Origin of the sequence: Variovorax sp. RO1 (genome assembly GCF_002849325.1) — a bacterium.
In the GTDB taxonomy this organism is placed as follows: Bacteria; Pseudomonadota; Gammaproteobacteria; order Burkholderiales; family Burkholderiaceae_C; genus Variovorax.
The window spans coordinates 319,906-344,760 of record NZ_PKMT01000006.1; the positions used below are offsets into that span (position 1 = coordinate 319,906).

Annotated in this window: 25 protein-coding genes; 8 read left to right on the top strand and 17 right to left on the bottom strand. The window is 65.9% G+C overall.

The window, feature by feature from the left end; translation table 11 throughout:
- Positions 1 to 7: 7 nt before the first annotated feature.
- From CY658_RS26595 to lexA, 8 genes are all read right to left on the bottom strand, one after another.
- Complete coding sequence (locus CY658_RS26595) at positions 8 to 1,114, bottom strand: phosphotransferase (RefSeq protein WP_101493037.1); 1,107 nt, start codon at positions 1,112 to 1,114, stop codon at positions 8 to 10.
- A 10-nt stretch (positions 1,115 to 1,124) separates the two neighbouring features.
- The gene (locus CY658_RS26600) at positions 1,125 to 1,844 is read right to left on the bottom strand and encodes a Crp/Fnr family transcriptional regulator (RefSeq protein ID WP_056581250.1); all 720 of its coding nucleotides are present in this window, start codon (positions 1,842 to 1,844) and stop codon (positions 1,125 to 1,127) included.
- Between the two features lie 60 nt (positions 1,845 to 1,904).
- On the bottom strand, positions 1,905 to 2,684 hold the full coding sequence (locus CY658_RS26605) for an oxepin-CoA hydrolase, alternative type (RefSeq protein ID WP_101493038.1): 780 nt from the start codon (positions 2,682 to 2,684) through the stop codon (positions 1,905 to 1,907).
- 33 nt (positions 2,685 to 2,717) lie between these two features.
- A complete protein-coding gene (locus CY658_RS26610) occupies positions 2,718 to 4,238 on the bottom strand; it encodes a 3-hydroxyacyl-CoA dehydrogenase (protein ID WP_101493039.1) in 1,521 nt (506 codons plus the stop codon).
- Positions 4,239 to 4,371: 133 nt separating this feature from the next.
- The gene (locus CY658_RS26615; protein ID WP_101493040.1) at positions 4,372 to 5,532 is read right to left on the bottom strand and encodes an MFS transporter; all 1,161 of its coding nucleotides are present in this window, start codon (positions 5,530 to 5,532) and stop codon (positions 4,372 to 4,374) included.
- A 4-nt stretch (positions 5,533 to 5,536) separates the two neighbouring features.
- The gene (locus CY658_RS26620) at positions 5,537 to 6,544 is read right to left on the bottom strand and encodes a D-2-hydroxyacid dehydrogenase family protein (protein WP_101493041.1); all 1,008 of its coding nucleotides are present in this window, start codon (positions 6,542 to 6,544) and stop codon (positions 5,537 to 5,539) included.
- Positions 6,545 to 6,711: 167 nt separating this feature from the next.
- The gene (locus CY658_RS26625; protein WP_101493042.1) at positions 6,712 to 7,095 is read right to left on the bottom strand and encodes a hypothetical protein; all 384 of its coding nucleotides are present in this window, start codon (positions 7,093 to 7,095) and stop codon (positions 6,712 to 6,714) included.
- Positions 7,096 to 7,239: 144 nt separating this feature from the next.
- On the bottom strand, positions 7,240 to 7,923 hold the full coding sequence (lexA, locus tag CY658_RS26630; protein WP_056581233.1) for a transcriptional repressor LexA: 684 nt from the start codon (positions 7,921 to 7,923) through the stop codon (positions 7,240 to 7,242).
- Between the two features lie 73 nt (positions 7,924 to 7,996).
- Between lexA and CY658_RS26635 the strand changes: the two genes are divergently transcribed.
- Positions 7,997 to 8,983, top strand: a complete 987-nt coding sequence (locus CY658_RS26635; protein WP_101493043.1) for an asparaginase — start codon at positions 7,997 to 7,999, stop codon at positions 8,981 to 8,983.
- Between the two features lie 32 nt (positions 8,984 to 9,015).
- Here CY658_RS26635 and adk read toward each other — a convergent pair whose 3' ends face one another.
- From adk to CY658_RS26665, 6 genes are all read right to left on the bottom strand, one after another.
- Positions 9,016 to 9,672, bottom strand: coding sequence for an adenylate kinase (gene adk / locus CY658_RS26640; RefSeq protein WP_101493044.1), 657 nt, complete (start codon positions 9,670 to 9,672; stop codon positions 9,016 to 9,018).
- A 136-nt stretch (positions 9,673 to 9,808) separates the two neighbouring features.
- Complete coding sequence (kdsB, locus tag CY658_RS26645) at positions 9,809 to 10,582, bottom strand: 3-deoxy-manno-octulosonate cytidylyltransferase (RefSeq protein WP_101493045.1); 774 nt, start codon at positions 10,580 to 10,582, stop codon at positions 9,809 to 9,811.
- A complete protein-coding gene (locus CY658_RS26650) occupies positions 10,579 to 10,761 on the bottom strand; it encodes a Trm112 family protein (RefSeq protein ID WP_013541700.1) in 183 nt (60 codons plus the stop codon). Before CY658_RS26650 ends, kdsB begins: the two co-directional genes overlap by 4 nt.
- Positions 10,742 to 11,737, bottom strand: a complete 996-nt coding sequence (lpxK, locus tag CY658_RS26655) for a tetraacyldisaccharide 4'-kinase (protein WP_101493046.1) — start codon at positions 11,735 to 11,737, stop codon at positions 10,742 to 10,744. The genes CY658_RS26650 and lpxK overlap by 20 nt, the downstream gene beginning before the upstream one ends.
- A complete protein-coding gene (locus CY658_RS26660; RefSeq protein ID WP_062471507.1) occupies positions 11,738 to 12,163 on the bottom strand; it encodes an ExbD/TolR family protein in 426 nt (141 codons plus the stop codon).
- Between the two features lie 14 nt (positions 12,164 to 12,177).
- Positions 12,178 to 12,810: a MotA/TolQ/ExbB proton channel family protein gene (locus tag CY658_RS26665; protein ID WP_101493047.1), complete on the bottom strand. Its 633-nt coding sequence runs from the start codon at positions 12,808 to 12,810 to the stop codon at positions 12,178 to 12,180.
- Positions 12,811 to 13,122: 312 nt separating this feature from the next.
- Between CY658_RS26665 and xseA the strand changes: the two genes are divergently transcribed.
- Both xseA and CY658_RS26675 read left to right on the top strand, forming a co-directional pair.
- Positions 13,123 to 14,436, top strand: coding sequence for an exodeoxyribonuclease VII large subunit (gene xseA / locus CY658_RS26670; RefSeq protein ID WP_101493048.1), 1,314 nt, complete (start codon positions 13,123 to 13,125; stop codon positions 14,434 to 14,436).
- A gap of 49 nt (positions 14,437 to 14,485) precedes the next feature.
- Complete coding sequence (locus CY658_RS26675) at positions 14,486 to 15,067, top strand: superoxide dismutase (RefSeq protein WP_101493049.1); 582 nt, start codon at positions 14,486 to 14,488, stop codon at positions 15,065 to 15,067.
- Positions 15,068 to 15,133: 66 nt separating this feature from the next.
- Here CY658_RS26675 and CY658_RS26680 read toward each other — a convergent pair whose 3' ends face one another.
- The 3 genes from CY658_RS26680 to CY658_RS26690 all read right to left on the bottom strand — a co-directional run bounded on the left by CY658_RS26680 (position 15,134) and on the right by CY658_RS26690 (position 16,374).
- Positions 15,134 to 15,604, bottom strand: a complete 471-nt coding sequence (locus tag CY658_RS26680) for a DUF192 domain-containing protein (protein WP_101493050.1) — start codon at positions 15,602 to 15,604, stop codon at positions 15,134 to 15,136.
- A gap of 91 nt (positions 15,605 to 15,695) precedes the next feature.
- Positions 15,696 to 15,884: a hypothetical protein gene (locus CY658_RS26685; protein WP_101493099.1), complete on the bottom strand. Its 189-nt coding sequence runs from the start codon at positions 15,882 to 15,884 to the stop codon at positions 15,696 to 15,698.
- Positions 15,885 to 16,035: 151 nt separating this feature from the next.
- Positions 16,036 to 16,374 carry a cell envelope biogenesis protein TolA gene (locus CY658_RS26690; protein WP_101493051.1) on the bottom strand — a complete coding sequence of 113 codons (339 nt, stop codon included), beginning with the start codon at positions 16,372 to 16,374 and terminating at the stop codon, positions 16,036 to 16,038.
- Positions 16,375 to 16,594: 220 nt separating this feature from the next.
- Here CY658_RS26690 and icd point away from each other — a divergent pair, with 220 nt between their 5' ends.
- The 5 genes from icd (at position 16,595) to clpA (ending at position 24,852) form a co-directional block, all read left to right on the top strand.
- Complete coding sequence (gene icd / locus CY658_RS26695; protein ID WP_101493052.1) at positions 16,595 to 17,854, top strand: NADP-dependent isocitrate dehydrogenase; 1,260 nt, start codon at positions 16,595 to 16,597, stop codon at positions 17,852 to 17,854.
- A gap of 360 nt (positions 17,855 to 18,214) precedes the next feature.
- Positions 18,215 to 21,355: a type VI secretion system baseplate subunit TssK gene (gene tssK / locus CY658_RS26700; RefSeq protein ID WP_101493053.1), complete on the top strand. Its 3,141-nt coding sequence runs from the start codon at positions 18,215 to 18,217 to the stop codon at positions 21,353 to 21,355.
- On the top strand, positions 21,352 to 21,963 hold the full coding sequence (locus CY658_RS26705) for a hypothetical protein (protein WP_101493054.1): 612 nt from the start codon (positions 21,352 to 21,354) through the stop codon (positions 21,961 to 21,963). The genes tssK and CY658_RS26705 overlap by 4 nt, the downstream gene beginning before the upstream one ends.
- 140 nt (positions 21,964 to 22,103) lie before the next feature.
- Positions 22,104 to 22,463 (top strand): ATP-dependent Clp protease adapter ClpS, encoded by a 360-nt coding sequence (clpS, locus tag CY658_RS26710; protein WP_099796845.1) that lies wholly within the window; start codon positions 22,104 to 22,106, stop codon positions 22,461 to 22,463.
- Positions 22,464 to 22,530: 67 nt separating this feature from the next.
- Entirely contained in the window at positions 22,531 to 24,852 is a 2,322-nt protein-coding gene (clpA, locus tag CY658_RS26715; RefSeq protein WP_101493055.1) for an ATP-dependent Clp protease ATP-binding subunit ClpA, read from the top strand.
- Positions 24,853 to 24,855: the final 3 nt, after the last annotated feature.

Here is a 24,855-nt window from a genome sequence, read left to right on the forward strand (position 1 = left end):
GGGCTGGCTATGCCTTTTGGGCAAATTGCCAGGCCATCTCGGCCATCGGCCGTGCGCCACGGGCGGACGCCACGGCTTGCTCGCTCGATGCGGTACCGGCTTCGACCCGTTTCGCAATGCCCTGCAGGATGGCAGCCATGCGGAACAGGTTGTAGGCCTGGTAGAAGTTCCAGTCGGGTGCCAGCGCCTCGGGCGTGCTGATGCGCGTGCGCTCGCAGTAGCGACGGATGTATTCGCTCTCGGTGGGAATGCCCAGCGCCGCCACGTCCACGCCGCCGATGCCGCGGCCGGTGGTGGGGGGCATGTGCCACGACATGCAGTGGTAGCTGAAGTCGGCCAGGGGGTGGCCCAGCGTGGAGAGTTCCCAGTCGAGCACCGCGATGATCCGCGGCTCGGTGGCGTGGAACATCACGTTGTCCAGGCGGTAGTCGCCATGCACGATCGAGACCTTGGTCTCGTCGCGTGCGCTTGCCGGCATGTGGACGGGGAGCCAGTCGATCAGGCGCTCCATGGCCTCGATGGGCTGCGACAGTTCGCCGGCGCCATCGGCCGAGGCCTTGTACTGCTTGCTCCAGCGGCCGATCTGGCGGTCGAAGTAGTTGCCGGGCTTGCCGTAGTCGCCCAGGCCGCGCGCGGCGAAGTCGACCGTGTGCAGCGCCGCAATCACGCGGTTCATCTCGTCGTAGTGGGCCGCGCGTTCGGCGTTGCTGAAGCCGGGCAGCGACTGGTCCCACAGCACGCGGCCCTGCATGAACTCCATGATGTAGAAGGCACGGCCGATGATGGCTTCGTCTTCGCACAGGCAGTACATGCGTGGCACGGGCACGTCGGTGCCCTGCAGGCCGCTCATCACCTTGTATTCGCGCTCGACCGCATGGGCCGAGGGCAGCAGCTTGGCGACCGGGCCGGGCTTGGCGCGCATCACGTAGCTCTGCGTGGGCGTGACGAGCTTGTAGGTCGGGTTGGACTGTCCGCCCTTGAACATCTCGACCGTCAACGGACCCTGGAAGCCCTCGAGGTTCTTTTCGAGCCAGGCCGCGAGCGCGTCCACGTCGAAGGTGTGCTGTTGGGACACCGCACGGGTGCCGATGAAACTGGAGAAGTCCTGGCTCATGTCGATTCTTTTAGTTGTCTGCTACGGAGATTTGCATCAGCGCCGAGCGGTCCAGCACGACCAGTCCGGCCGGCTCGATCCGGATGGTGCCCTCGCGCTCCATCGTCTTGAGTTCCTGGTTGACCCGCTGGCGCGAGGCGCCGAGCAGCTGCGCGAGCTCTTCCTGCGCCAGTTGCAGGCCGATGCGCGTCTGGCTGCCGTCGTCCAGGCTGGGCACGCCGTAGCTGCGCACCAGGTGAATGAGCTGCTTGGCCAGGCGTGCGCGCAAGGGCAGGGTGTTGAGGTCTTCCACCAGCCCGAACAATGTGCGGATGCGGCGTGCCTGCAGCCGCATCAGCGCTTCGTACAGCTCGACGTGCGTGGCCAGAATTTTCTGGAAGTCGGCCCGCGCCACGCACAGCACGGTGGTGTCGCCGTGCGAGTACGTGTCGTGCGTGCGGCGTTCCCCGTCGAACATCGCCACGTCGCCGAACCAGATGCCCGGCTCGACGTAGGTCAGCGTCACCTGCTTGCCCGACACCGCGGTCGAGCTCACGCGCAACGCCCCCTTGGCACAGGCGATCCAGTGCTCGGGCGGGTCGCCGCGCGCGGCGAGCAGGTCGCCGTCCTTGTAGCGTTTGACAAAGGCGCATCGGAGGATGTCGTGCCGTAGTGATGGAGATAGGGAAGAAAACCAGCGACCACTGTTGATCGCTTCACGTTCTTCGATGGTAAGAATGGGGTCGTCCATGGTCTGTCCTCTCGGCGACTGAAAAGCTGGGGGGTGTCACGGGAGCGACGCCGTCAGGCGTTACTCGTAGCGTGGCGGTGTCTTGTCGAGGAACGCGGCAATGCCGATGCCCGCGTTCGTGTGGTGCAGGTTGCGCACGAAATGATCGCGCTCCTGCGAAAGCTGCGAGGCCAGCGTGGTGCCGCGCGCTTCGCTCAGCAGCTCCTTGATGCTGGCCAGCGAATTGGGCGCGCGTGCGTTCAGGCGGGTGGCCAGGGCCATCGCGCCGGCCAGCGCCTGCCCGCTGTCGGTGAGTTCGTTGACGAGGCCGAAGGCATGCAGGCGCGCGGCCTCGATGCGCTCGCCGTTCATCAGCCATTCGCTCGCCAACTGGCGCGGCAGCGCCTGCCCGAGGTGCCAGCTGAGGCCGCCGTCGGGCGAAAGCGCCACGTTGCTGTACGAGGCCGCGAACACGGCGTCGCGCGCGGCCACGACGAAGTCGCAGGCCAGCGCGAGCGAGAAGCCGGCGCCGGCCGCCGCGCCCTCGACGGCCGCGATGACCGGCTTGGGGAAGGTGCGGATCGAATCGATCCAGTTGTGCAGGCCCTCGATGCTCTCGGCCTGTACCGAGCGGTCGAGCTGGCGGTTGGCCAGCAGCCGCTGCAGCGAGCCGCCGGCGCAGAACCAGGCGCCTTCGCCCACGATGACGACGCTGCGGATCTCGTCGCTGCTCTCGGCGCCGTTCAGCGCCTCGATGCCGGCGGCATAGATCTCGGGGCCCAGTGCATTGCGCTGGGTCGGGTTGACGATGGTCAGCACCATGGTGCTGCCTTCGCTGGTGCTCTTGAGTTCGGCGGTCATGGCGTGTGTGCCTGTTCGTTTTTGTCTGTCTGTTTATTCTTCTTCGTGCAGCAGGCTCAGGCCCAGCGCGCCGCGGCGGCGCAGCCACGGGCTCGGGCGATAGCGCGGATCGCCGTACACGGTCTGCAGGTTGAACAGCACCTCGAGCATGTTGGTCGGCCCGTAGAGGTTGCCCATGGCGAGCGGGCCGCGCGGATAGCCCAGGCCCAGCTGCACGGCGGTCTCGAGGTCGGCCGGCGTGCACACGCGCTGCTGGCACATGTCGGCGGCGATGTTGACGATGGCGCCGACCACGCGCTGCGTGACGAAGCCGCCGCTGTCGCGGATCACGCTCACGGCCTTGCCGTCGCGCGCGAAGAGGGCGTGCGCGGCGTCACGCACGTCGCGGCGGGTGGCCGGGTTGGTGGCGAGCACGCGGCGCTTGGTGGCGGCGTCGTCGATCAGCATGTCGATGCCGACGGTGCGCGTGGCGTCCAGCCGTTCGACGGCCGCGACCGTCGTCACGTCGAAGCCCAGCGGCGCAACCAGGATGATCGACTGTGGTGCAGGGGCGCTGCCGGTGTCGATCTGCGCACCCAACGTGTTCACCAGACGCAGCAGTTCGGCGCGGCGCGCAGCGCGCGGCGACACCCAGACGGCGGGCGTGCCCTCGACCACGGGCGCCGGTGCCTCGGGCGTCTGCTGCATCACGCCGTTGTCGTAGCGGTAGAAGCCTTCGCCGGTCTTGCGGCCCAGCGCGCCGGCGGCCAGGCGTTGCGCGGTGATCACGCTCGGGCGGAAGCGCGGCTCTTCGAAGTACTGGTGGTAGATCGACTCCATCACCGGGTGCGACACGTCGAGCGCCGTCAGGTCGAGCAGCTCGAACGGGCCAAGGCGAAAGCTCGCCTGGTCCTTCAGGATGCGGTCGATGGTGGCGAAGTCGGTCACGCCTTCGCCCACGATGCGCAGCGCCTCGGTGCCGTAGCCGCGGCCCGCATGGTTGACGATGAAGCCGGGCGTGTCTTGCGCCTGCACGGCGCTGTGGCCCATCTGCGCGGCATAGCCGGCCAGCTGCTGGCAGACCTCGGGCGAGGTCTTGAAGCCCGCCACCACCTCGACCACCTTCATCAGCGGCACGGGGTTGAAGAAGTGAAAGCCCGCAAAGCGCGCGGGATGCTGCAGGCCCGCCGCGATGGCCGTGACCGACAGCGACGAGGTGTTGGTGACCAGCGTCGCGGTGGGCGCGACCACGTCTTCAAGCTCGCGGAACAGCGTGCGCTTGACCTCGAGGTTCTCGACCACGGCCTCGACCACGAGGTCGCAGCCGGCAAGCGCCTGCATGCCGTCGACCGACTTCACGCGGGCCACGTAGGCATCGCGCATGGGGGCGTCGATCTTGCCCTTCTCGTGCAGCTTGTTCCATTGGGCGGCGAGGGCTTCGCGGCCGCGCTCGGCGGCGCCTGCGAAGCTGTCGAGCAGCAGCACTTCGCTGCCGGCCTGGGCGGCGATCTGCGCGATGCCGCGCCCCATGGCGCCGGCGCCGATCACGCCGATTCGGGGGTAGTTCACTGTCATGGGATCAAGGTTCTCATGGGTTGGTGGGTGTTCGGGACGGCCGCGCCGGCGCGGGTGCGCGACGCGGACGGAAGCTCCGATTTTGCAATCTCGCGGGAGGCCCGCGCCCCGGGTGTTACGCGGGGCATCGGAATCAGGCCGGACGGCGGCTGCGGTCGATGGCGATGCTCAGGCCCATGGCCAGCAGCATCAGCGTGAAGCCGACCCGGCTCATCCACTCGGTGGCGTCGTTCGCCAGCAGCCAGCCGCCGAGCGCCGCGCCCAGGGCCTGGCCGATGTAGATGCCCGAGCTGTTGAGCGCCACCGAGCCCGGCGCCAGGGCGGGCGCCAGCCCCACCAGCCGCGCCTGCTGCGAGGAGTTGGTGGCAAAGCAGCCCAGGCCCCAGGGCACGAGCACCACGGCGAGCCATGCCAGTGTGCTGGCCAGCGGCCACAGCAGCAGGCTCAGCGCGATCAGCCCGGTCGTCAGCAGCACCATGCGCCCGGCGCCGACGCGGTCGATGTAGCGGCTCACGACCATGTTGCCCAGCAGGCCGAAGGCGCCGAACAGCGCCCACATCAGGCTCAGCGTGTTGGCGTCGGCGCCGAAGCCCTGCTTGAGCAGCGGGCCGAAATAGCTGAACAGCACGAACTGGCCGATGCCCTGCAGCGCCGTGACCGACACGATGCCCATCAGCACCGGGCTGCGCAGCACGCGCGACCAGGCGGCGGCCGTGAGCGCGGCGGGCCGGATGCCGTTGGGCAATGTGAGCCAGACCGAGGCGGCGCTCACGACGCTGAGCGCCGCGATGGCCATGAAGGCCATGCGCCAGCCCAGGTGGCCGCCGATCAGCGCGCCGATCGGCAGGCCCAGCACCGAGGCCACCGACCAGCCGAGAAAGACGAAGGTCACGGCGCGCCCGCGCTGCTCAGGCGGCACCAGCATGCCGGCGCAGGCCGCGGCCTGGGGCGTGAAGATGGCGGGCGCGATCACCGTGAGCATGCGCACCGGCAGCAGCGCGCCGAAGCTCGGCATGAGCGCTGCAACCACGTGCCACGCGGCGTACCAGAGCAGGGTGAGGGCGAGCAGCTTGCGGCGGTCCCAGCCCGCGACCGCGGCGGCCAGCAGCGGGGCGCCCAGGCACATCACGAAGGCGGCTGCGGTGATCAGCTGGCCTGCGGTGGCGACCTTGATCGCCAGCGAGACGCTGATTTCATTGAGGGTGCCGGGCACGACCATCACGCCCGTGCCGATCACGAAATTGCCGGCCAGCAGTGCCCAGAGCGCGCCTCGCTGCGGCGCGGGCCGGCTCATGCGTTCACCGCCGGACCTGCAGCGCGCCGGGGTTCACGATGTTCGTGGGGTTGCCCTTGATGAAGCTCACGACGTTGTCGAACGCCTGGCCGAAGTAGCTTTCGTAGCTTTCCTGCTCGACGTAGCCGATGTGCGGCGTGCAGATGCAGTTCTCGAGGCGCAGCAGCGCGTGGCCCTGCAGCGGCGGTTCGCTCTCGAACACGTCGATAGCCGCCAGCCCGGGGCGTCCACGGTTGAGTGCGGCCAGCAGGGCATCGGCCTCCACCAGCTCGGCGCGCGACGTGTTGACGAACAGCGCCGTCGGCTTCATGCGGGAGAGGTCTTCGAGCTTGATGAGGCCCTGGGTGTCCTCGTTGAGCCGCAGATGCACCGACAGCACGTCGGCCGCGGCAAAGAATTCGTGGCGGTTCTGTGCCACCTGGAAGCCGTCGGAGCGCGCCTTGGCGCAGCTGGCCTCGCGGCCCCAGATCACGACCTGCATGCCGAAGGCCTGCCCGTAGCGCGCCACCAGCTGGCCGATGCGACCGTAGCCCCAGATGCACAGCGTCTTGCCCTTGAGCACCGAGCCCATGCCGAAGTTCGGCGGCATCGACGCCGACTTGAGGCCCGACTGCTGCCAGGCCCCGTGCTTGAGGTTGCTGATGTACTGCGGCAGGCGGCGCATGGCCGCCATGATCAGTGCCCAGGTGAGCTCGGCAGGTGCCTGCGGCGAGCCCGAGCCTTCGGCCACCGCCACACCGCGTTCGGTGCAGGCCGTGACGTCGATGTGGCCGCCGACGCGACCGGTCTGGGAAATCAGCTTGAGCTTGGGCAGCTTCTCGATCAGTTGGCGGGATATCTGGCTGCGCTCGCGGATGAGCACGATGACGTCCGCATCCTTGAGGCGAACCGACAGTTGGCCGATGCCCTTGACCGTGTTGGTGTAGACCTTGGCGGCGTACGCGTCCAGCTTGGCAGCGCACTGCAGCTTGCGCACGGCGTCCTGGTAGTCGTCGAGGATCACAATGTTCATGGCATGCCATTGTGCCTCGCAGCATTGGCAGGTCGCACGTGTGAACGTTTGGATACCCGGTGCCCGATGGCGCCCGGGAGGCCTGTTTCAGGCCGTTGGGGGTGAATCCGCCGTGCTCATGGGGAGTGCGCAGGTCGCGCAGGCACGGCGGCTTCGTTCGCACTTTCTCAGTGCAGATGGCTGGGGCGGTGCGTGCCGCTGCCGGTTTCTGCAGCTTCCAGTGCGGCGAGTCGTTCGAGTTCGGCGCACACGTCGGCCATGCGGCCGGAAATCACGACCCGGTTGGCGCAGCCGCGCTGCGAGCCTTGCCGGTCGACCACGCGGACCACGCGCAGCGGGCGGGCGGGCGTGGCAGCAGCGGATGGCGACGTGGCCGGCGTCGGGCTGCCGGCGGTGCGCGCCGTGCAGGCCGGGCGAATGGCCACGTAGCGCAAACCAGCGGCAGCGTCGCTGCTGTCACCGCGTGACGGGCGGCGGGCGGGCATCCAGCGGGTGGCCAGCGATTGCAGGGGCGACCAGAAGTCGGCGATAGCGAGGAGGGCGATTCCCATGTGAACTCCAAAAAAGTATGAGGTTGAACACAGGCAGGATTTCTTGAGTCGGCCGCAACAGGGTGATGGCGACTTCGCGCCATACGCCCGCCACCTGTCGCGGCCGGATGAGGTGCTGCTGCCAGTGGGCAGCAAGCCCGGGGCCTACATCAGCATCGTGTTGCGGATGAGGCCGACCGCGAGGCCTTCGATTTCGAAGGGCTCGCCGGGCTGGACGATGATGGTCGGGTAGTCGGGGTTCTCGGCGTGCAGCTCGATCACCTGCTTGTTGCGCTTCAGGCGCTTCACGGTGACTTCTTCGCCCAGGCGGGCCACCACGATCTGGCCGTTGCGCGCTTCCTTGGTGGCCTGCACGGCGAGCAGGTCGCCGTCCATGATGCCGGCGTCGCGCATCGACATGCCGCGCACCTTGAGCAGGTAGTCGGGCTGGCGCTGGAACAGCGTGTTCTCGACGTAGTAGGTCTGATCGACGTGCTCTTGCGCGAGGATGGGCGAACCGGCCGCGACGCGGCCGATGAGCGGCAGCGCGAGCTGGGCCATGCCGGGCAGCGAGAGCGAGAACTGGTTGCCTTCGCGGTGGCGCGTTTCGTGGAGCGAGCGCAGCGCATCGCCCTTGAGGCGGATGCCGCGCGAGGTGCCGCTGACGAGTTCGATGACGCCCTTGCGGGCCAGGGCCTGCAGGTGCTCTTCGGCGGCGTTGGCCGACTTGAAGCCCAGCTCGTTGGCGATTTCGGCGCGCGTGGGCGGCGCACCGGTGCGTGCGATGGCGGCCTGGATCAGGTCCAGGATCTGCTGCTGGCGGGCGGTAAGCTTCACTGCGAACTGCATAGTGGTTTCCTTGCGGCACTGGCTAGATATCCAGTACCTGTATTTTTAACCAGTTTTCAAAAGTTGACAAGCCATGACTCATTCCTCTTCGTCCGAGACGCGCCGCGTGGTGGTGTTGGGCACCGGCGGCACCATTGCCGGCAAGGCCGCCAGCAGCGGCGACAACATCGGCTACACGGCGGGGCAGGTGGGGGTGACCGACCTGCTGGGCGGCATCGAGGCACCGACCGGCGTGACGCTAGTGGCGGAGCAGGTCGCGCAGCTCGACAGCAAGGACATGGACGCCGACACCTGGCGCCAGCTGGCCGCGCGCTGCGCGCACTGGCTGGCGCAGCCCGATGTGGCCGGCATCGTCGTCACGCACGGCACCGACACGCTGGAGGAAACCGCTTTCTTCCTGCACGCCGTGCTGGCGCCGGCCAAGCCGGTGGTGCTGACGTGCGCGATGCGTCCGGCGACGGCCTTGTCGCCCGATGGTCCGCAGAACGTGCGCGACGCGCTCGTGGTGGCTTCGACGCCGGGCGCGCAGGGCGTGACAGTGGTGTGCGCGGGCACGATCCACGGCGGCCTAGACGTGCAGAAGGTGCACACCTACCGCCTCGATGCGTTCGCGTCGGGCGATGCGGGTCCGGTGGGCTATGTCGAAGAGGGCGGGGTGCGGCGTGTTCGCGCGTGGCCGCAGGGGACGTCGGCCGATGCTGCACGGTTGGATGCGGTGTCGAAGCCGTGGCCTCGTGTCGAGATCGTCATGAGCCACGCGGGCGCGAGCGGTGCGATCGTCGAGGCGTTGCTGCTTCCGTCTGCCGAACCCTTGCGCGGGCTGGTCGTGGCCGCGACCGGCAACGGCACCGTGCACCACGCACTGGAAGCCGCGGCACTGAAGGCGCAGGACGCTGGCGTGGCGGTGCTGCGCGCCACGCGCTGCACGAACGGACGCATCCTCCCGAAGCCCGGTGACGGGCTGCGGGATGCGGGCGCACTCACGCCGGTGAAGGCGCGGGTTGCGCTGGTGCTGGAACTCTTGGGAGTGGCCGCCCTGCCGGAGTCGGAGGGCGGTTAGGAGAGAGGCTGACGGGGTCGTCAGCCTCTGAATCAGCTGTTCAGTGCGGCGAGCGCGCGCTGCGTGATCTCGTCGACCGTGCCCACACCCTGGATGGCGCGGTACTTCGGTGCGGCGGACGGATCGGCCTTGGCCCAGGCCGAGTAGTAGTCGACCAGCGGACGGGTCTGCTGGCTGTAGACGTCGAGCCGCTTGCGCACGGTCTCTTCCTTGTCGTCTTCGCGCTGGATCAGCTCTTCACCAGTCACGTCGTCCTTGCCTTCCACCTTCGGCGGATTGAACTTGACGTGGTAGGTGCGGCCCGATGCCGGGTGTGAGCGGCGACCGCTCATGCGTTCGATGATGTCGCCGAAGGGCACATCGATCTCGAGCACGTAGTCGAGCTTCACGCCGGCCGCCTTCATGGCGTCGGCCTGCGGAATGGTGCGCGGGAAGCCGTCGAACAGGAAGCCGTCGTTGCAGTCGGGCTGCGCGATGCGTTCCTTCACGAGGTTGATGATCAGGTCGTCGCTGACCAGCGCGCCCGAGTCCATGATCGTCTTGGCCTGCAGCCCGAGGGGGGTGCCGGCCTTGACGGCGGCGCGCAACATGTCGCCGGTCGAGATTTGGGGAATGCCGTATTTCTGGCAGATGAAGGTCGCTTGCGTGCCTTTACCTGCTCCGGGCGCGCCCAGCAAAATAAGTCTCATGGTGTCCTCGGAAGGTTCTTAGATTTTGTGTCGCGCCCCATGCGCACCCTCAGGCGCGCCGAGGCGGAATTGCGTCGAGGATAGCATGCGTGCCCGTGACAAATTGCCGCCGTTCCCCTCGGGAGCGGCGGGCAGTTCAGGCAAGCGCGTTGGCCGCGAAGACCGCGCGCACGCGCGCTAGGTCTTCGGGCGTGTCGATCCCGGGGCCCGGGGCGACATCGCTCACATGCACCGCGATGCGGTGCCCGTGCCACAGCGCGCGCAGCTGTTCGAGCGCTTCGGTGGCTTCGACAGGCGCAGGCGACAGCAACGGAAATTGCCGCACGAAGCCCGCGCGATAGCCGTAGATGCCGATGTGGCGCAGCGGTGCCGGGCTGGGCAGCACCGAGGGCGCCGCGCCGCCTGAAGAACCGTCGCGCCACCAGGGGATCGGTGCGCGGCTGAAGTAGAGCGCATGGCCCTGTGCATCGAGCACGGCCTTGACCACGTTCGGGTTCATGAAGTCGGCCAGCGAATCGATCGCGTGGACGGCGGTACTCATCGCGGCCTGCGGGCGCGCTGCCAGCGTGGCGGCAACGGCGTCGATGAGCGCGGGGTCGATCAGCGGTTCGTCGCCCTGCACGTTGACGACGATCGCGTCGCCGTCGAGCCCGAGCTGTTCGCAAGCTTCGGCCAGCCGGTCGGTGCCGCTGGCGTGGTCCTGGCGCGTCAGCAGGGCTTCGACACCATGCGCCTTGCAGGCCTCGATGATGGAGATGTCGTCGCCGGCCACCACCACGCGAAGGGCGCCGGACTGGCGGGCGCGTTGCGCCACGCGCACGACCATCGGCAGGCCGGCGATATCGGCCAGCGGTTTATTGGGAAGTCGCGTCGAAGCCAGCCGGGCCGGCACCAGAACGGTGAAGCTCACAGGCCCAGCTCTTCGTCGGACAGCGTGCGGGCCTCGTTCTCGAGCAGCACCGGGATGCCGTCGCGCACCGGGTAGGCGAGCCGCGCGCTGCGCGAGCAGAGTTCCTGCTTCTCGGCGTTCCAGGTCAGCGGGCCCTTGGTGACGGGGCAGACGAGCAGTTCAAGCAGCTTGGTATCCATCGAGCGATGATAGCTTTGCGTCGAGGGCGGCGAAGAACGCCGGCGAGGGTTCGAAGTGCAGTGGCACAGCGAGCGCATCGGGGGCCTGCCGCCAGAGCTTGACGGCATCTTTTTCGGTGCAAATGAGGGGCAGGGCGGGGCCGGCCGGGCGTTGCCAGTCGCTGAAGTCGTGGTGGTCGGGCAGCGCGAAGGTGTCCGCGAGCGTCAGGCCGCGTGCGCGCAGCATCGTGAAGAAGGCCTCCGGCCGTGCGATGGCGGCGAGCGCGATCACGGGTTGGCCGGCCAGCGTGTCCAGCGGAATGCGACGGCCGTCCTTCGCAAGGGCGTACGGTGCCAGTTCGCGGGTGGCGGTGTAGCCGCCGGCGAAGGCAGGCCGCTCGCCACTGTGCAGCAGCAGGTCGCAGCGGCGTGGCCACGGCTCGCGCAAGGGGCCGGCCGGCAGGAGCCATCCATTGCCGACGCCGCGGTCGTCGAAAACGCAGATCTCGATATCGCGCGCCAATGCCAGGTGCTGAAGGCCGTCGTCGCTGACGATGACCTGGGTGGCCGGGTGCCGGTCGAGCAGGGCGCGCGCGGCGTCGATGCGCTGCCGGGCCACGAATACGGGTGCGCCGGTGGCATGGTGGATCAGCGCGGGTTCGTCACCGACGTCCTGCGGATCGCTGTCGCCCAGGACTTCGCGGCAGTCGTCGGTGCGGCGGCCATAGCCGCGCGACACCACGCCCACCCGCAACCCACGTGCCTGCAGATGGCGCACGACCGCCATCACGACCGGCGTCTTGCCGGCCCCGCCCGCAATCACATTGCCGACCACGATCACGGGAACCGACACGCGCCCGGTCTTCTGCCAACCCCATCGGTAGAAGGCGCGCCGCAGCGCGAAGAGGGCGCGGTAGATCAGCGACAGTGGCCACAGCAGGCAGGCCAGCGCACCGCGGCGCAGCCAGGCATCCTGCAGCTGCGCGCCGGTCGACACTCAGTGACCGGCCTGGGCCGTCGACTGGGCGGCGAAGGTGATCTGCATCAGGCCGGCGCGGCGCGCGGCCTCCATCACCGTCACCACGGCCTGGTGCGGGCTGGCCGCGTCGGCGCTGATGATCACGACGCTGTCCTTGCCACCGGTGGCCGCGGCACCGAGCGCGGCGGCCACTGTGTCGACGCTGCGGTCTGCGAGCGGCGATTTGTTGATCACGTAGCGGCCGTCGGCCGACACCGCCACGATCACCTCTTTCGGGTAATCGCGCTGGGCGTCGACGTCCGCCGTCGGCAGCCGCAGCTGCATCTCGGTGAACTTGCTGTAGGTGGTCGATAGCATCAGGAAGATGAGCACGACCAGCAGCACGTCGATGAACGGGATCAGGTTGATCTCCGGCTCGTCGCGCGCGCCGTGGCGAAACTGCATGCGGCCACGCGAGCTCATTTGCGCAGGGCGTTCAGGTGGCGGGCAAAGCGCTCGCCCGAGAGTTCGAGGTTCAGCAGGTACTCGTCGACGCGGCTGCGGAAGTAGCGCCAGAAGATCAGCGTCGGAATGGCCACGATCAGGCCGAAGGCCGTGTTGTACAGCGCGATCGAGATGCCGTGTGCCAGCTGCGCCGGGTTGCCCGAGCCGACGGCACCGCTGCCGGGCGACTGCGAGCCGAAGATTTCGATCATGCCGATCACCGTGCCCAGCAGGCCCAGCAGGGGCGCGGCCGAGGCGATGGTGGCCAGCGCCGGCAGGTAACGCTCCAGCCTGTGCGCCACGGTGCGGCCCGAGGCCTCCATGGCGGCGCGCAGGTCTTCTTCGGTGCAGCGCGGGTTGGCGTTCAGCGCGCGCAGGCCGGCGGCCAGCACCTGGCCGAGCATCGAGTTGCTTTCCAGTTTGGTCACGACATCGGGGCCGGGAACCGCGCCGCGCGACACGGTGATGGTTTCGTCCAGCAGCTTCGGCGGCAGGACCTTGACGGTCTTGAGACTGGTGAAACGTTCAATGACCAGCGCGAGTGCGATGACCGAACAGGCGAGCAATGGCCAGATTGGCCAGCCCGCGGCAACAATGATGGAAAACAAGAAAATCCTCCGGCCCGTAGACTGCAAATGCGCGGCGATTATCCACCGAGCCACCATCGGCTCGCGGCTTGTTTGCGTGTCGGCAAGGACGCACAGATTCTGTGGATAACTTTGTGATTAACCCGTGGCGCAATGGCTCCGAACCCGCATGGGACGGGCTTTCCGTTAGATCGATTGAATTTTGAGCAGCACTTTTTTTAATGAAATCAACAGCTTGCACGAGAACTCGTGCATCTGTTCCACCATACCCCTCCAAAGTGGGGGGCGCAGCGCCCGTTGTGGACGAGTGGCGTTCGGTGGCGGAGGGACACGATGAGCTTCAGGGAGCCGAATGCAGCGCCCGGGCCGCGCGTATGGGCCGTGGGCGCGCTGTGCCGCGCGGTGGCCGATGCGCTCGACGCGCGCTTCAATCCGGTCTCGGTGCGTGGGGAAATCTCGGGTTTCTCGCGCGCATCGAGTGGTCATTGCTATTTCTCGCTCAAGGACGAATCCGGCCAGCTGCGCTGCGCGATGTTCCGCCGCGCGGCCGGCCTGCTCGATTTCACGCCGCGCGACGGCGACCAGGTCGAGGTGCGTGGCCGGCTGGCTGTGTACGAGCCGCGCGGCGACCTGCAATTGGTGGTCGAAAGCCTGCGGCGCGCGGGGCAGGGCGCGCTGTTCGAGCAGTTCCTGCAGCGCAAGGCGCGCCTCGAGGCCGAAGGCCTGTTCGATCCGGCGCGCAAGCGGGCGCTGCCGTCCATGCCGCGTGCCGTGGGCGTCGTCACCTCGCTGGGTGCCGCGGCGCTGCATGACGTCGTGACCGCGTTGCGGCGGCGCGTGCCCCACATCCCCGTGGTGCTGGCGCCGGCAGCGGTGCAGGGGGCCAACGCGCCGGCCGAACTGGTGCGCGCCTTGCAGTCGCTCTACACGCTGGAGTCGGCCGTCGACGTGATCCTGCTGGTGCGCGGTGGCGGCTCGATCGAGGATCTCTGGGCCTTCAACGACGAAACCCTGGCACGCACCATCGTGCAGAGTCCCGTGCCGGTGATCAGCGGCGTGGGGCACGAAACCGATTTCACGATTGCCGACTTCTGTGCCGACCTGCGTGCGCCCACGCCCACGGCCGCCGCGGAACTCGTCAGCGCGCCGCGCGACCTGTGGCTTGGTGCGCTCGATCTGCTGGACGAACGGCTCGGCGATGCGTTGGGCGGGCGCCTCGATGTGCTCGGCCAGCGGTTGGACCAAGCCGCCGCACGGCTGGGGCGTCCCTCCGGCTTGGTGGCGCGTCAGCAGCTGCGGCTGGCACATCACGCGCAGCGGCTGCACTACGCGGTGCTGTCGCGCCGCGAGCGCCTGGCGCAGGTGCCGCAGGCCATCGGCACCGATTTCTCGTCGAAGTTCACGCGCGCGCTGACGCAGCGGCGCGAGCGGCTCGAACGCGTGGCCCTGCGCCTGCGGCTGCTCGACCCGGCCCTGGTGCTGCAGCGGGGCTATGCCTTGCTGACCGATGGCGAAGGTCGCGCGGTCGTCAGCGCAGGCAGCTTGCAGGCCGGTGATGCCGTGGTCGCGCGCCTTTCGGATGGCTCGGTCGACCTGACCGTGACGCCCGGCGCTGCGACGGGAACACGTCTGACGCGGCCCCAATGATTACTTCCTAGAATCCTTCATTCCCACAACCAACCCACGAGAAAAAACCATGGAACATGTGCTCCCACCCCTGCCGTACGCCATCGACGCACTGGCCCCCGAGTACTCGAAGGAAACGCTTGAGTACCACCACGGCAAGCACCACAACGCCTACGTGGTGAACCTGAACAACCTGCAAAAGGGCACCGAGTTCGAAGCGATGACGCTCGAAGAGATCATCAAGAAGTCCAGCGGCGGCATCTACAACAACGCTGCCCAGATCTGGAACCACACCTTCTTCTGGAACTGCATGAAGCCGCAAGGCGGCGGCGCTCCCACCGGTGCACTGGCCAAGGCCATCGATGCCAAGTGGGGCAGCTACGACGCCTTCAAGGAAGCCTTCGTGAAGTCGGCCGTGGGCAACTTCGGCTCGGGCTGGACGTGGCTCGTGAAGAAGGCTGACGGCTCGGTGGACATCGTGAACACCGGCGCCGCCGGCACGCCGCTGACCACCGCCGACACCGCGCTGCTGACGGTCGACGTGTGGGAACACGCGTACTACATCGACTACCGCAACCTGCGCCCGAAGTTCGTCGAGACCTTCCTGGCCAAGCTGGCCAACTGGGACTTCGCAGCGAAGAACTTCGGCTGAAGCCGGACCTGGCGCTCGCCATGAAAAAAGCCGACCTGCGGGTCGGCTTTTTTGTGGGCGCTGAGTTCAGCGCTTGGCAGTGGAGAACAACTCTCCGCCGAGCTTGGCCCCCTTCTTGATGTTCTTCTTGGCGAACCAGCCCTGGTTCATTTCGAGCACGTAGCGCACCGGCTCTTCGGAGCAATGCGAGTTCTCGGTCATCGGCTGCATGTCGACCAGGTTGACGATGCGGCCATCGTCGGCTACGAAGGCGGCGGTCAGTGGCAACAGCGTGTTGCGCATCCAGAAGCACTGTGTGGCCGGCTGATCGAACACGAAGATCATGCCTTCGGCCTGCGGCATCGTCTTGCGGAACATGAGGCCGATCTCGCGCTCACGGGGCGATTGCGCCACCTGCGCGTCGATCTTGTAGAGGCCGACCGACAACTGCGTGCGTGCCAGATCGGTTTGGGGTTGCGGTTGGATTTGCTGCTGCGCGTGGGCCGGCGCCAGGAAGGACGCGGACACCAGAAGCAGCGCGGCGAGACGCTGAAACATCGGATAACTCTTTCGGGGCCGGGACACACAAGGTCGGCCCGTGACCAATAAAAATGCCCGCTGAAGCGGGCATTGCCGGGAGCTTGAAAGCTTACACCTTCTTGGCGGCGGCCGCGTGGGCCTTGGAGACGTGACGCACCTTGTGCTTCTTGACCGTGTGCTTGGCCTTCGCCTTGTGGACAGCGGGGGCGGCCGGTGCGGCAACTGCGGGTGCGGCGGCTTGCGCAAATGCACCAGCTGCGAAGAGGCCGGCTACCAGGGCTGCGATCAGCTTGTTCATGAGAAATCCTTTGAGATTGTTGATATGGATCACCTCCCTGCGGAAGGCTTCCATTCAACGGACCTCAAGAACCCCGGTTGACAGTGGTCGAGCAAAACTGCAAACGAAAAAAAGCGCTCCGGAGAGCGCTTTTCTTGGGGGACCGACCAGCTTACTTGGCGCCGGCCATGTCAGGCGTGCCGCCTTGGGTGGCCTTGCGCTTCACGCTGCCGTCCTTGTTGCGACGACGATCGTCGCGGGTCTTGGCACGCTTTTCGCCAGCAACGCCAGCCTTGTCAGCGCCGAAGGTGCCGCCTTCAGGCGTCTTGGCGATGTCGCCAGCTGCAGGAGCCACTTGACCAGCGGGCTTGGCTTCCTTCTTGGCTTCAGCGCGAGCTTGCGGCTTGCTGCCGGTCGCGTTGCCTTGTTCGGGCGTGGTGCCGGCCGGGTTCTGGGCGTACGCGCCAGCGGCGAACAGGCCAGCGATCATGACTGCGAGAAGTTTGCTCATTGATGATTCCTCTATCGAGAATTGGTTGGAAACGCCTCCCGGCGAGCAGAAGGTCAGCCAGTAACGGGCGCTATCGCCCTATGGTTGACAATTGTTCGCTGATGGGTTGCGTCTAAAATGTACAGCGATTTGTTAGCGCGCTGTACAGCGATTCTCCCTCGCTGTCTGTATTCGCAGACAGTCGTTCGAATTACGTCACTTCCCGGAGTCAAGCCCCCTCATGTCCAGCTATCAGCACATCAAAGTCCCGACCGAAGGCCAGAAGATCACGGTCAACGCTGACAATTCGCTCAATGTGCCCGATCAGCCCATCATTCCGTTCATCGAAGGCGATGGCACCGGGCTGGACATCACGCCGGTGATGCTCAAGGTGGTCGACGCCGCAGTGGCCAAGGCCTACGGCGGCAAGAAGAAGATCCACTGGATGGAGGTCTACGCAGGCGAGAAGTCGACCAAGGTCTACGGCCCTGACGTCTGGCTCCCCGAGGAAACCCTGCATGCGGTGCGCGACTACGTGGTCTCCATCAAGGGCCCGCTGACCACGCCCGTCGGCGGCGGCATCCGCTCGCTGAACGTGGCGCTGCGCCAGGAACTCGACCTGTACGTCTGCCTGCGACCCATCCAGTACTTCGAGGGCGTGCCCAGCCCGGTGCGCGAGCCGCACAAGACCAACATGGTCATCTTCCGTGAGAACTCGGAAGACATCTACGCTGGCATCGAATTCGAGGCCGAAAGCGACAAGGCCAAGAAGCTCATCAAGTTCCTGCAGGACGAGATGGGCGTCAAGAAGATCCGCTTCCCCAACACCTCGGGCATCGGCGTCAAGCCTGTGTCGCGCGAAGGCACTGAGCGCCTTGTGCGCAAGGCCTTCCAGTACGCCATCGACAACGACAAGCCGAGCGTGACTCTGGTCCACAAGGGCAACATCATGAAGTTCACCGAAGGTGGCTTCCGTGACTGGGGCTACAACCTGGCCGCCAAGGAATTCGGCGCCGAGCTGATCGACGGCGGTCCGTGGATGAAGTTCAAGAACCCCCGGACGGGCAAGGAAATCACCGTCAAGGACAGCATCGCCGACGCGTTCCTGCAGCAGATTCTTCTGCGTCCCGCCGAGTACAGCGTGATCGCCACGCTGAACCTCAACGGCGACTACGTTTCCGACGCGCTGGCCGCGCAGGTCGGCGGCATCGGCATCGCCCCGGGTGCGAACCTGAGCGACACCGTCGCCATGTTCGAGGCCACGCACGGCACGGCACCCAAGTACGCCGGCAAGGACTATGTGAACCCGGGTTCCGAGATCCTGTCCGCCGAAATGATGCTGCGCCACATGGGCTGGACCGAAGCGGCCGACCTGATCATCAGCGCGATGAAAAAGTCGATCGCCAGCAAGAAGGTCACCTATGACTTCGCGCGCCTGATGGACGGCGCGACGCAAGTGAGCTGCTCTGGTTTTGGCCAAGTCATGATCGACAACATGTAATTGAAATCTCTGACGTTGCGACACGTCAGAAGCCTCTCAAGCCCTCGAGTTTCCGAAAGGACTCGAGGGTTTTTTCTTGTCTGCGGCGGTTTCGATATCGTTGTCGAATGACCTCCTTTGTCTTCTGAACGTAAGGAGCGGCGGGCAAACATCACAGATCAATAGGCTGCTTCTTTCGTTTAACTATTGGTAGAAACTGTGCTGCGATTTGCTTTGCAGCGAGCCGCCAGAATCGCGCCCATTCCAAGAAGCATAGGGGCGCGAAGTGGGGAAAAAGAACGCAGAAATCTGCTCGACGACATCGGGTGTCGCAGATGATTCGATCGAACAAGGCGTGCGCACCGCACGACAGATCGCGCAATGACGATCTCTCGGCGAGCGCTGTTCGGCAAGCTCAATCTCACCTTGTTTCGCGGCATCGAATCTGCCACTGCATTTGCCAAGCTGCGCGGCAATCCGTACGTTGAACTGACGCACTGGATTCATCAGCTCTGGCAGCTCAACGACAGCGATCTGCATCGCATCTGCCGGCACTACCAGATCGACGTGCAGGTCATCGAGAAAGACTTTGCATCGGCGTTGTCCAGTCTGCCGTCCGGTGCAACGTCACTGACCGATTTTTCCAACCACATCGAAGCGGCCATCGAGCGCGCATGGGTGCTCGAACACTGGCTTCGGGTTCGGGAAACCTCTCCGGAGACGCTCTATACCGCGTTGCGGACGTTGAGCGGAGAGTTGGCGACTTTTGTTCGCGGAACTACGCGCCGTCCGCAGCCGCATCCCGCTTACCAACACATTGATCCGTACCTCTCGTTCAGGGAGTTGATCGCCGACGTGCAGGCCCTGCTGAACGACGTGCTCGTGCGAAGCGCGCAGAGCATTCCCCTGGCGTCAAGGCCCAACGGCGTACGCGTTGCGAGCGTCGAACCCGCCGAATTGCAAGGTTTCTCCAGTTTGGTGTTTGCGGTCGCGGCGCACACGCCGCCGGAACAGCTGGCAAGCCAGTTCCCCGCTCGCTGCAAGGTCGGGCCCAGCGATAGGTTGTCCGAGATGGAGCGCGCAGAGCACGCAAGCATGGTGCGTGACCGGTTGGCCGATCTGCGCCAGGAGCTCGGCATCCGCTTCCCGGTCTACGTGATCGTGACGAAGATCGATCTGCTGCGGGGCTTCAGCGAGTATTTTCAATCCCTCACCAGCGAGGGCCGTACCCAGACCTGGGGCTTCACGCTGCCCTTCCATGGCATTCAGAGTTCGCGTGCCGCGTTGCGCGATCGTGAGCCGCTGCGCGCGCAGATCGAGGTCGAGCTGGCATTGCTCAAGGACCGTCTGGCAGCGGGCTTGCGCGCCAGGTTGAACGAAGAATTCGATGTCGACCGCAGAAAGCGGCTGTTCGCGTTGCCGCAGGAGCTGGCCGGCATGTCGGCGCTCCTGGTCCCGATGCTCGACGAGATGTTCCTGGCTTCGCGCTTCGACGGAACCCAGTTGCACGACACGCTGCGAGGTGTCTATTTCACGAGTGGGGCGCAGGCTGATCTGGAAATGCCTGCCGATGCCGGCACATTGTTTCAGCGTCTGCAGCGCAGTTTAGGCCTAGGGGCGGGCAAGACATCAACGGCAGACGACGAGCCGGGAGCCGTCCAGCCGCGCAGGACAGCATCGCCCATGCGGGGGCAGCAGGGCTTCTTCCTGCAGGACCTGCTCACCAAGGTGATCATTCCCGAGGCGCACCTGGTGCGCCCCAACCTGCGCTGGGAGTTTCGCTTTCGGCTGTTGCGTCTCACGGGGCACGCGCTGGCGATGGTGGTCTTTCTGTGGCTCGCAGGCGCGCTCGCCCTGAGCTTCGGCAACAACCGCCAGTACCTGAGTGCAGTGGGGCAGCGCGCCGAAGCACTCACGGTGCAAGTGCGCCAGCTGTTCGCCGACTTCAAACCTGCGGGCGTTCCCGACGTGCTAAACGGTGCGCGCGAGTTGCCGGGCTATTCGGGCCTCGACATCGACAACCCGCCTGGCAGTTATCTCTACGGCCTCTACACGGTGCCCCCGGTGCTGGACGCGGCCAGCGACACCTACGCTCAGCTGCAGGATCACACCTTGCTCCCCACCGTCCTGCAACGGATGGAGAGCGTGCTCAAGCAGAGCGTGAGTGACGGCGATGCCAAGACGGCGTACGAGGTCTTGCGCGTCTACAAGCTGCTGCACAACAAGGAGCGCTACATGCAAGGCGGCGCGCAGGATGTGCGCAACTGGGTGCTGAAAGACTGGGAGAAGGCCGACAGCGCAGCAGCCTTTGGCGGCCGGGCGTCGATGGTGGGGCATGTGACGGCGCTGTTCTCCGGTGTCCGACCCGTGCAATCGGCGTCGCTGCCCAATGAAGCGCTGGTGCGTGCGGTACAGGATTTTCTCGACAGCAACACGTCGAGTCAGCGTGTCTATGAACGGGCCAAGGCCGCGATGCTGCCCCTGGCGCCGCAGGAGTTCACGCTGGTGCGCGCGGTCGGGCCGCAAGCCGGCACCGTGTTCTCACGCGCGGGCGGGTTGCCGCTGGAAAAAGGCGTGGCAGGCCTCTTCACGTATGACGGCTACCACGAGGTCTTCAACAAGCGGCTGTCCCCGCGTGGCGACGCGCAGTACGGGCAGTTCGTCGGAGCCCCCGATGCGCCCAACTGGGCGGAGATCGAACGTGACTGCCGCCGGCTGTTGCTGCGGACCCGGGACATTAATCTCTTTGTCTGGTTGTGCCGCGCGCGCACCCGGTTGGCGCAGGCGCCCGGGCTCGCGCAGTCGTTGCTGCTGCTGGTCGAGGCGCTCCAGACCTGGCCCGAAGCGGTGCACCCCCAACTGGTGATCGAAGGCGAGCGCGACCCGGCGGTCCGTGCCAACGCCCTGGCGGCGCTGGCCGATCCGGAGGGCCTGCTGAGCGATGTGCGCGAGATCGTCATCGCGGCCAATGCCGCGCGGCACCTGACGGTGCGTGAAGTCGAGCGTGCCTTGGCAATGCCCCGGTCGCTGGATGCAGCCAGCCCCGAGGCCATGGCACGGCAACTGACCGACCTGACCGCCGCCACTGCCGATGACGATGACGATCAGGCCCCGCTGCGCTTGCTGGCGCAAGCCGCCGAGGCTGCGGCGCAGATCGTCGCCTGGGCCGGCCAGCACCTGGGGCAGGACGCGCCTTCACTGCACGCGCTGGTGCGATTGCTGGCCCCGTTCCAGCGAACCGGGTCATCGGCACCGCCTGCCGCGGTCGCAACAATGCCAAGCCTGCTCCCGTCGTGGCCGGCAAGCACGCCAGTCGGCGAGGGTCTGGCGACACGCGACGACATCCTGCGTGACATTCGCAAAGCCCGCCGATGGTTCGAGGACCACGAACCGAGCAGTCCTGTTGCCGTGTTGCTCAAGCAGGCCGAACGCATGACCGGTCAGCGGTTTTCACAGGTGGCCGATGCCATTCCGCTTGATCTGTTGCGCAAATGGGATGCCGACGAGGAGGTTTCGCTGTGACGCTGATCCAGGTCAATTTCCTTGTCGTCTGCTTTGCGGTCGGCGTCGCCGGGGCCTTGCTCGGTTTCTGGGCTTTTTCGCAACGGCTCGGCAGACAACTCGATGCGCAGCGCCGAGCCCTGGATGCGGAGCGTGACCAGACGCGGCAGGTGATCCGCGCTGAATTGGAGTTGCTAGGTCAGCAACAGCTCGCGCATCAGGACGTGCAGCGCCTGGCCCTGGCGCTTTGGCAAGCCGAACAGGACGCGCGGCGCTGGGCCGAGTGGCAGGCCTTGCGGCCAACGCCCCCGACCTTGCTGGCAAAAAGAGAGAGACCGCTTGCGCGGCCTCTCGCACCACCGCAGCCACCGCAGCCAGTGCAGCCAGTGCAGCCAGTGCAGCCACGATCGTCGCCGCCAGTCCCGGCGGTGCCCCCCGATTCGGAGCCGGCGACTTCACCGGTCCCCCTCGCACCGCTGACAGCGGCCCGCTGGGAAGCTGTGGCGCCACCCGAGCGCGAACTCACCGACGAAGAAATCGACGCCTTGCCGCCCGACCTGCCGGTTCCAACCCGGGTGCCCGGCCGGAAATTGCCGGCGCCCAAAGGCCCCGTGCTGCGCAATCTGTAAAAAAGACCGGCAATCTGCCGGTTTTTTTACGTCTGTCTTCGTGCTGTCGTACACGACGCATGCCTCTTGATTTGTCGAATAGGCGTCACCAAGTCTGTTGGCGTCGGCACGGTGCTTGCACGCTCTATAGAATCTTTTTCATGGCAACGAGAATTCCCAAAACTCCCAGCACCCCACCGGCGCAGAAACCGGCGGGCGACGACGGAGATTCGGTCGTTCTGGAGCGCCGGCCGCAAAAAACGGCACCGCCCCAGATGTACCAGGTCGTCATGCTGAACGACGACTACACGCCGATGGAGTTCGTGATCGTCGTCCTGCAGGAATATTTCAGCAAGGACCGAGAAACAGCGACCCAAATCATGCTCAAGATCCACCTCGATGGCCGTGGTATTTGTGGGGTTTATTCCCGCGATATGGCGGCCACCAAGGTCAATCAGGTGATGGAGGCGGCGCATCAGGCTGGGCACCCGCTGCAATGCGTCAGCGAACCTGTCGCGTGAACCAGTTGAATTGCACGCGCTCCAACCCATCTGAGAACTTATTTACAGCAAGGCAAAAGGAAATCACATGATTGCCCAGGAACTGGAAGTCAGCTTGCACATGGCCTTCGTCGAGGCCCGGCAGCAACGCCACGAGTTCATCACCGTGGAACATCTGCTGCTCGCTTTGCTGGACAACCCGAGCGCCGCGGAAGTTCTGCGCGCCTGCTCGGCGAACGTCGACGACCTGCGGGCGTCGCTCACCAACTTCATCAAGGACAACACGCCGCAGGTGGCGGGCTCCGACGATGTAGACACCCAGCCGACCCTGGGTTTCCAGCGCGTGATCCAGCGCGCCATCATGCATGTGCAGTCCACCGGCAACGGCAAGAAGGAAGTCACCGGCGCCAACGTGCTGGTCGCGATCTTCGGCGAAAAGGACTCGCACGCCGTGTACTACCTGCACCAGCAGGGCGTCACCCGCCTGGACGTGGTCAATTTCATTGCCCACGGCATCAAGAAGAGCGATCCGCCGGAAGCCGTCAAGGGCAGCGGCGAAGCGCCTCAGGGTGAAGGCGAAGAGGGCGGCGGCGAACGCAACGAGAAGGCCTCGCCGCTCGAGCAGTTCACCCAGAACCTCAATCAGCTCGCCAAGGACGGCAAGATCGATCCGCTGATCGGCCGCGAATACGAGGTCGAGCGCGTCATCCAGATCCTGTGCCGCCGGCGCAAGAACAACCCGCTGCTCGTGGGCGAGGCTGGCGTCGGCAAGACCGCGATTGCGGAAGGCCTGGCATGGCGCATCACCCAGGGCGACGTGCCCGAGATCCTCGCCGAGGCGCAGGTCTACTCGCTCGACATGGGCGCGCTGCTGGCCGGCACCAAGTACCGCGGTGACTTCGAACAGCGCCTGAAGGGCGTGATCAAGTCGCTCAAGGACAAGCCGAACGCCATCCTGTTCATCGACGAAATCCACACCCTGATCGGTGCGGGCGCAGCGTCGGGCGGCACGCTCGACGCGTCGAACCTGCTCAAACCGGCGCTCTCCAGCGGCCAGCTCAAGTGCATCGGTGCGACCACCTTCACGGAATACCGCGGCATCTTCGAGAAGGATGCGGCCCTGTCGCGTCGCTTCCAGAAGGTCGACGTGGTCGAGCCGACGGTGCAGGAAACCGTCGACATCCTCAAGGGCCTGAAGTCGCGCTTCGAGGAGCACCATGGCGTGAAGTACGCGGTGGCGGCCCTGCAGGCCGCGGCCGAGCTCAGCGCCAAGTACATCAATGACCGTCACCTGCCCGACAAGGCGATCGACGTCATCGACGAAGCCGGTGCCGCCCAGCGCATCCTGCCGCCGAGCAAGCGCAAGAAGACCATCAGCAAGACCGAAGTCGAGGAAATCGTGGCGAAGATCGCGCGCATTCCCCCGGCCAACGTCAGCAACGACGACCGCGGCAAGCTGCAGACGATCGAGCGCGACCTCAAGAGCGTCGTGTTCGGCCAGGACAAGGCACTCGAAGTGCTGGCCTCCGCGGTCAAGATGGCGCGCTCGGGGCTGGGCAAGGGCGACAAGCCGATCGGCTCGTTCCTGTTCTCCGGCCCCACGGGCGTCGGCAAGACCGAAGCGGCCAAGCAGCTGGCCTACATCATGGGCATCGAGCTGATCCGCTTCGACATGTCGGAGTACATGGAGCGTCACGCGGTGAGCCGCCTGATCGGCGCGCCTCCGGGCTACGTCGGTTTCGACCAGGGCGGTCTGCTGACCGAAGCTGTCACGAAGAAGCCGCATTCGGTGCTGCTGCTCGACGAAATCGAGAAGGCGCACCCGGACATCTTCAACGTGCTGCTGCAGGTCATGGACCACGGCACGCTGACCGACAACAACGGGCGCAAGGCCGACTTCCGCAACGTCATCATCATCATGACGACGAATGCGGGTGCCGAGACCATGAACAAGGCGACCATCGGCTTCACGAACGCGCGGCAGACCGGTGACGAAATGGGCGACATCAAGCGCCTGTTCACGCCGGAGTTCCGCAACCGTTTGGACGCCATCGTCAACTTCAAGGCGCTCGACGAAAACGTCATCCTGCGCGTGGTCGACAAGTTCCTGCTGCAACTGGAAACCCAGCTCAGCGAGAAGAAGGTCGACGTCACCTTCACCGACAAGCTGCGCAAGCACCTGGCCAAGAAGGGCTTCGATCCGCTGATGGGTGCACGTCCGATGCAACGTCTGATCCAGGACACGATCCGTCGTGCGCTGGCCGACGAGCTGCTGTTCGGTCGCCTGACCGATGGTGGCCGCCTCGAAGTCGACATCGACGAGAAGGACGAAGTGCTGCTCGACATCCAGCCGATCCCGAAGAAGGAAGGCAAGTCGAAGCCTGAAGCCGAAGAGGCCGCCACGGGCTGATCG

Coding starts and splice junctions, on each gene's coding strand:
- CY658_RS26595 (WP_101493037.1), bottom strand. CDS start 1,114: ATGAGCCAGGACTTCTCCAGTTTCATCGGCACCCGTGCGGTGTCCCAA.
- CY658_RS26600 (WP_056581250.1), bottom strand. CDS start 1,844: ATGGACGACCCCATTCTTACCATCGAAGAACGTGAAGCGATCAACAGT.
- CY658_RS26605 (WP_101493038.1), bottom strand. CDS start 2,684: ATGACCGCCGAACTCAAGAGCACCAGCGAAGGCAGCACCATGGTGCTG.
- CY658_RS26610 (WP_101493039.1), bottom strand. CDS start 4,238: ATGACAGTGAACTACCCCCGAATCGGCGTGATCGGCGCCGGCGCCATG.
- CY658_RS26615 (WP_101493040.1), bottom strand. CDS start 5,532: ATGAGCCGGCCCGCGCCGCAGCGAGGCGCGCTCTGGGCACTGCTGGCC.
- CY658_RS26620 (WP_101493041.1), bottom strand. CDS start 6,544: ATGAACATTGTGATCCTCGACGACTACCAGGACGCCGTGCGCAAGCTG.
- CY658_RS26625 (WP_101493042.1), bottom strand. CDS start 7,095: ATGGGAATCGCCCTCCTCGCTATCGCCGACTTCTGGTCGCCCCTGCAA.
- lexA (WP_056581233.1), bottom strand. CDS start 7,923: ATGCAGTTCGCAGTGAAGCTTACCGCCCGCCAGCAGCAGATCCTGGAC.
- CY658_RS26635 (WP_101493043.1), top strand. CDS start 7,997: ATGACTCATTCCTCTTCGTCCGAGACGCGCCGCGTGGTGGTGTTGGGC.
- adk (WP_101493044.1), bottom strand. CDS start 9,672: ATGAGACTTATTTTGCTGGGCGCGCCCGGAGCAGGTAAAGGCACGCAA.
- CY658_RS26650 (WP_013541700.1), bottom strand. CDS start 10,761: ATGGATACCAAGCTGCTTGAACTGCTCGTCTGCCCCGTCACCAAGGGC.
- CY658_RS26660 (WP_062471507.1), bottom strand. CDS start 12,163: ATGCAGTTTCGCCACGGCGCGCGCGACGAGCCGGAGATCAACCTGATC.
- xseA (WP_101493048.1), top strand. CDS start 13,123: ATGAGCTTCAGGGAGCCGAATGCAGCGCCCGGGCCGCGCGTATGGGCC.
- CY658_RS26675 (WP_101493049.1), top strand. CDS start 14,486: ATGGAACATGTGCTCCCACCCCTGCCGTACGCCATCGACGCACTGGCC.
- CY658_RS26680 (WP_101493050.1), bottom strand. CDS start 15,604: ATGTTTCAGCGTCTCGCCGCGCTGCTTCTGGTGTCCGCGTCCTTCCTG.
- CY658_RS26685 (WP_101493099.1), bottom strand. CDS start 15,884: ATGAACAAGCTGATCGCAGCCCTGGTAGCCGGCCTCTTCGCAGCTGGT.
- CY658_RS26690 (WP_101493051.1), bottom strand. CDS start 16,374: ATGAGCAAACTTCTCGCAGTCATGATCGCTGGCCTGTTCGCCGCTGGC.
- icd (WP_101493052.1), top strand. CDS start 16,595: ATGTCCAGCTATCAGCACATCAAAGTCCCGACCGAAGGCCAGAAGATC.
- tssK (WP_101493053.1), top strand. CDS start 18,215: ATGACGATCTCTCGGCGAGCGCTGTTCGGCAAGCTCAATCTCACCTTG.
- clpS (WP_099796845.1), top strand. CDS start 22,104: ATGGCAACGAGAATTCCCAAAACTCCCAGCACCCCACCGGCGCAGAAA.
- clpA (WP_101493055.1), top strand. CDS start 22,531: ATGATTGCCCAGGAACTGGAAGTCAGCTTGCACATGGCCTTCGTCGAG.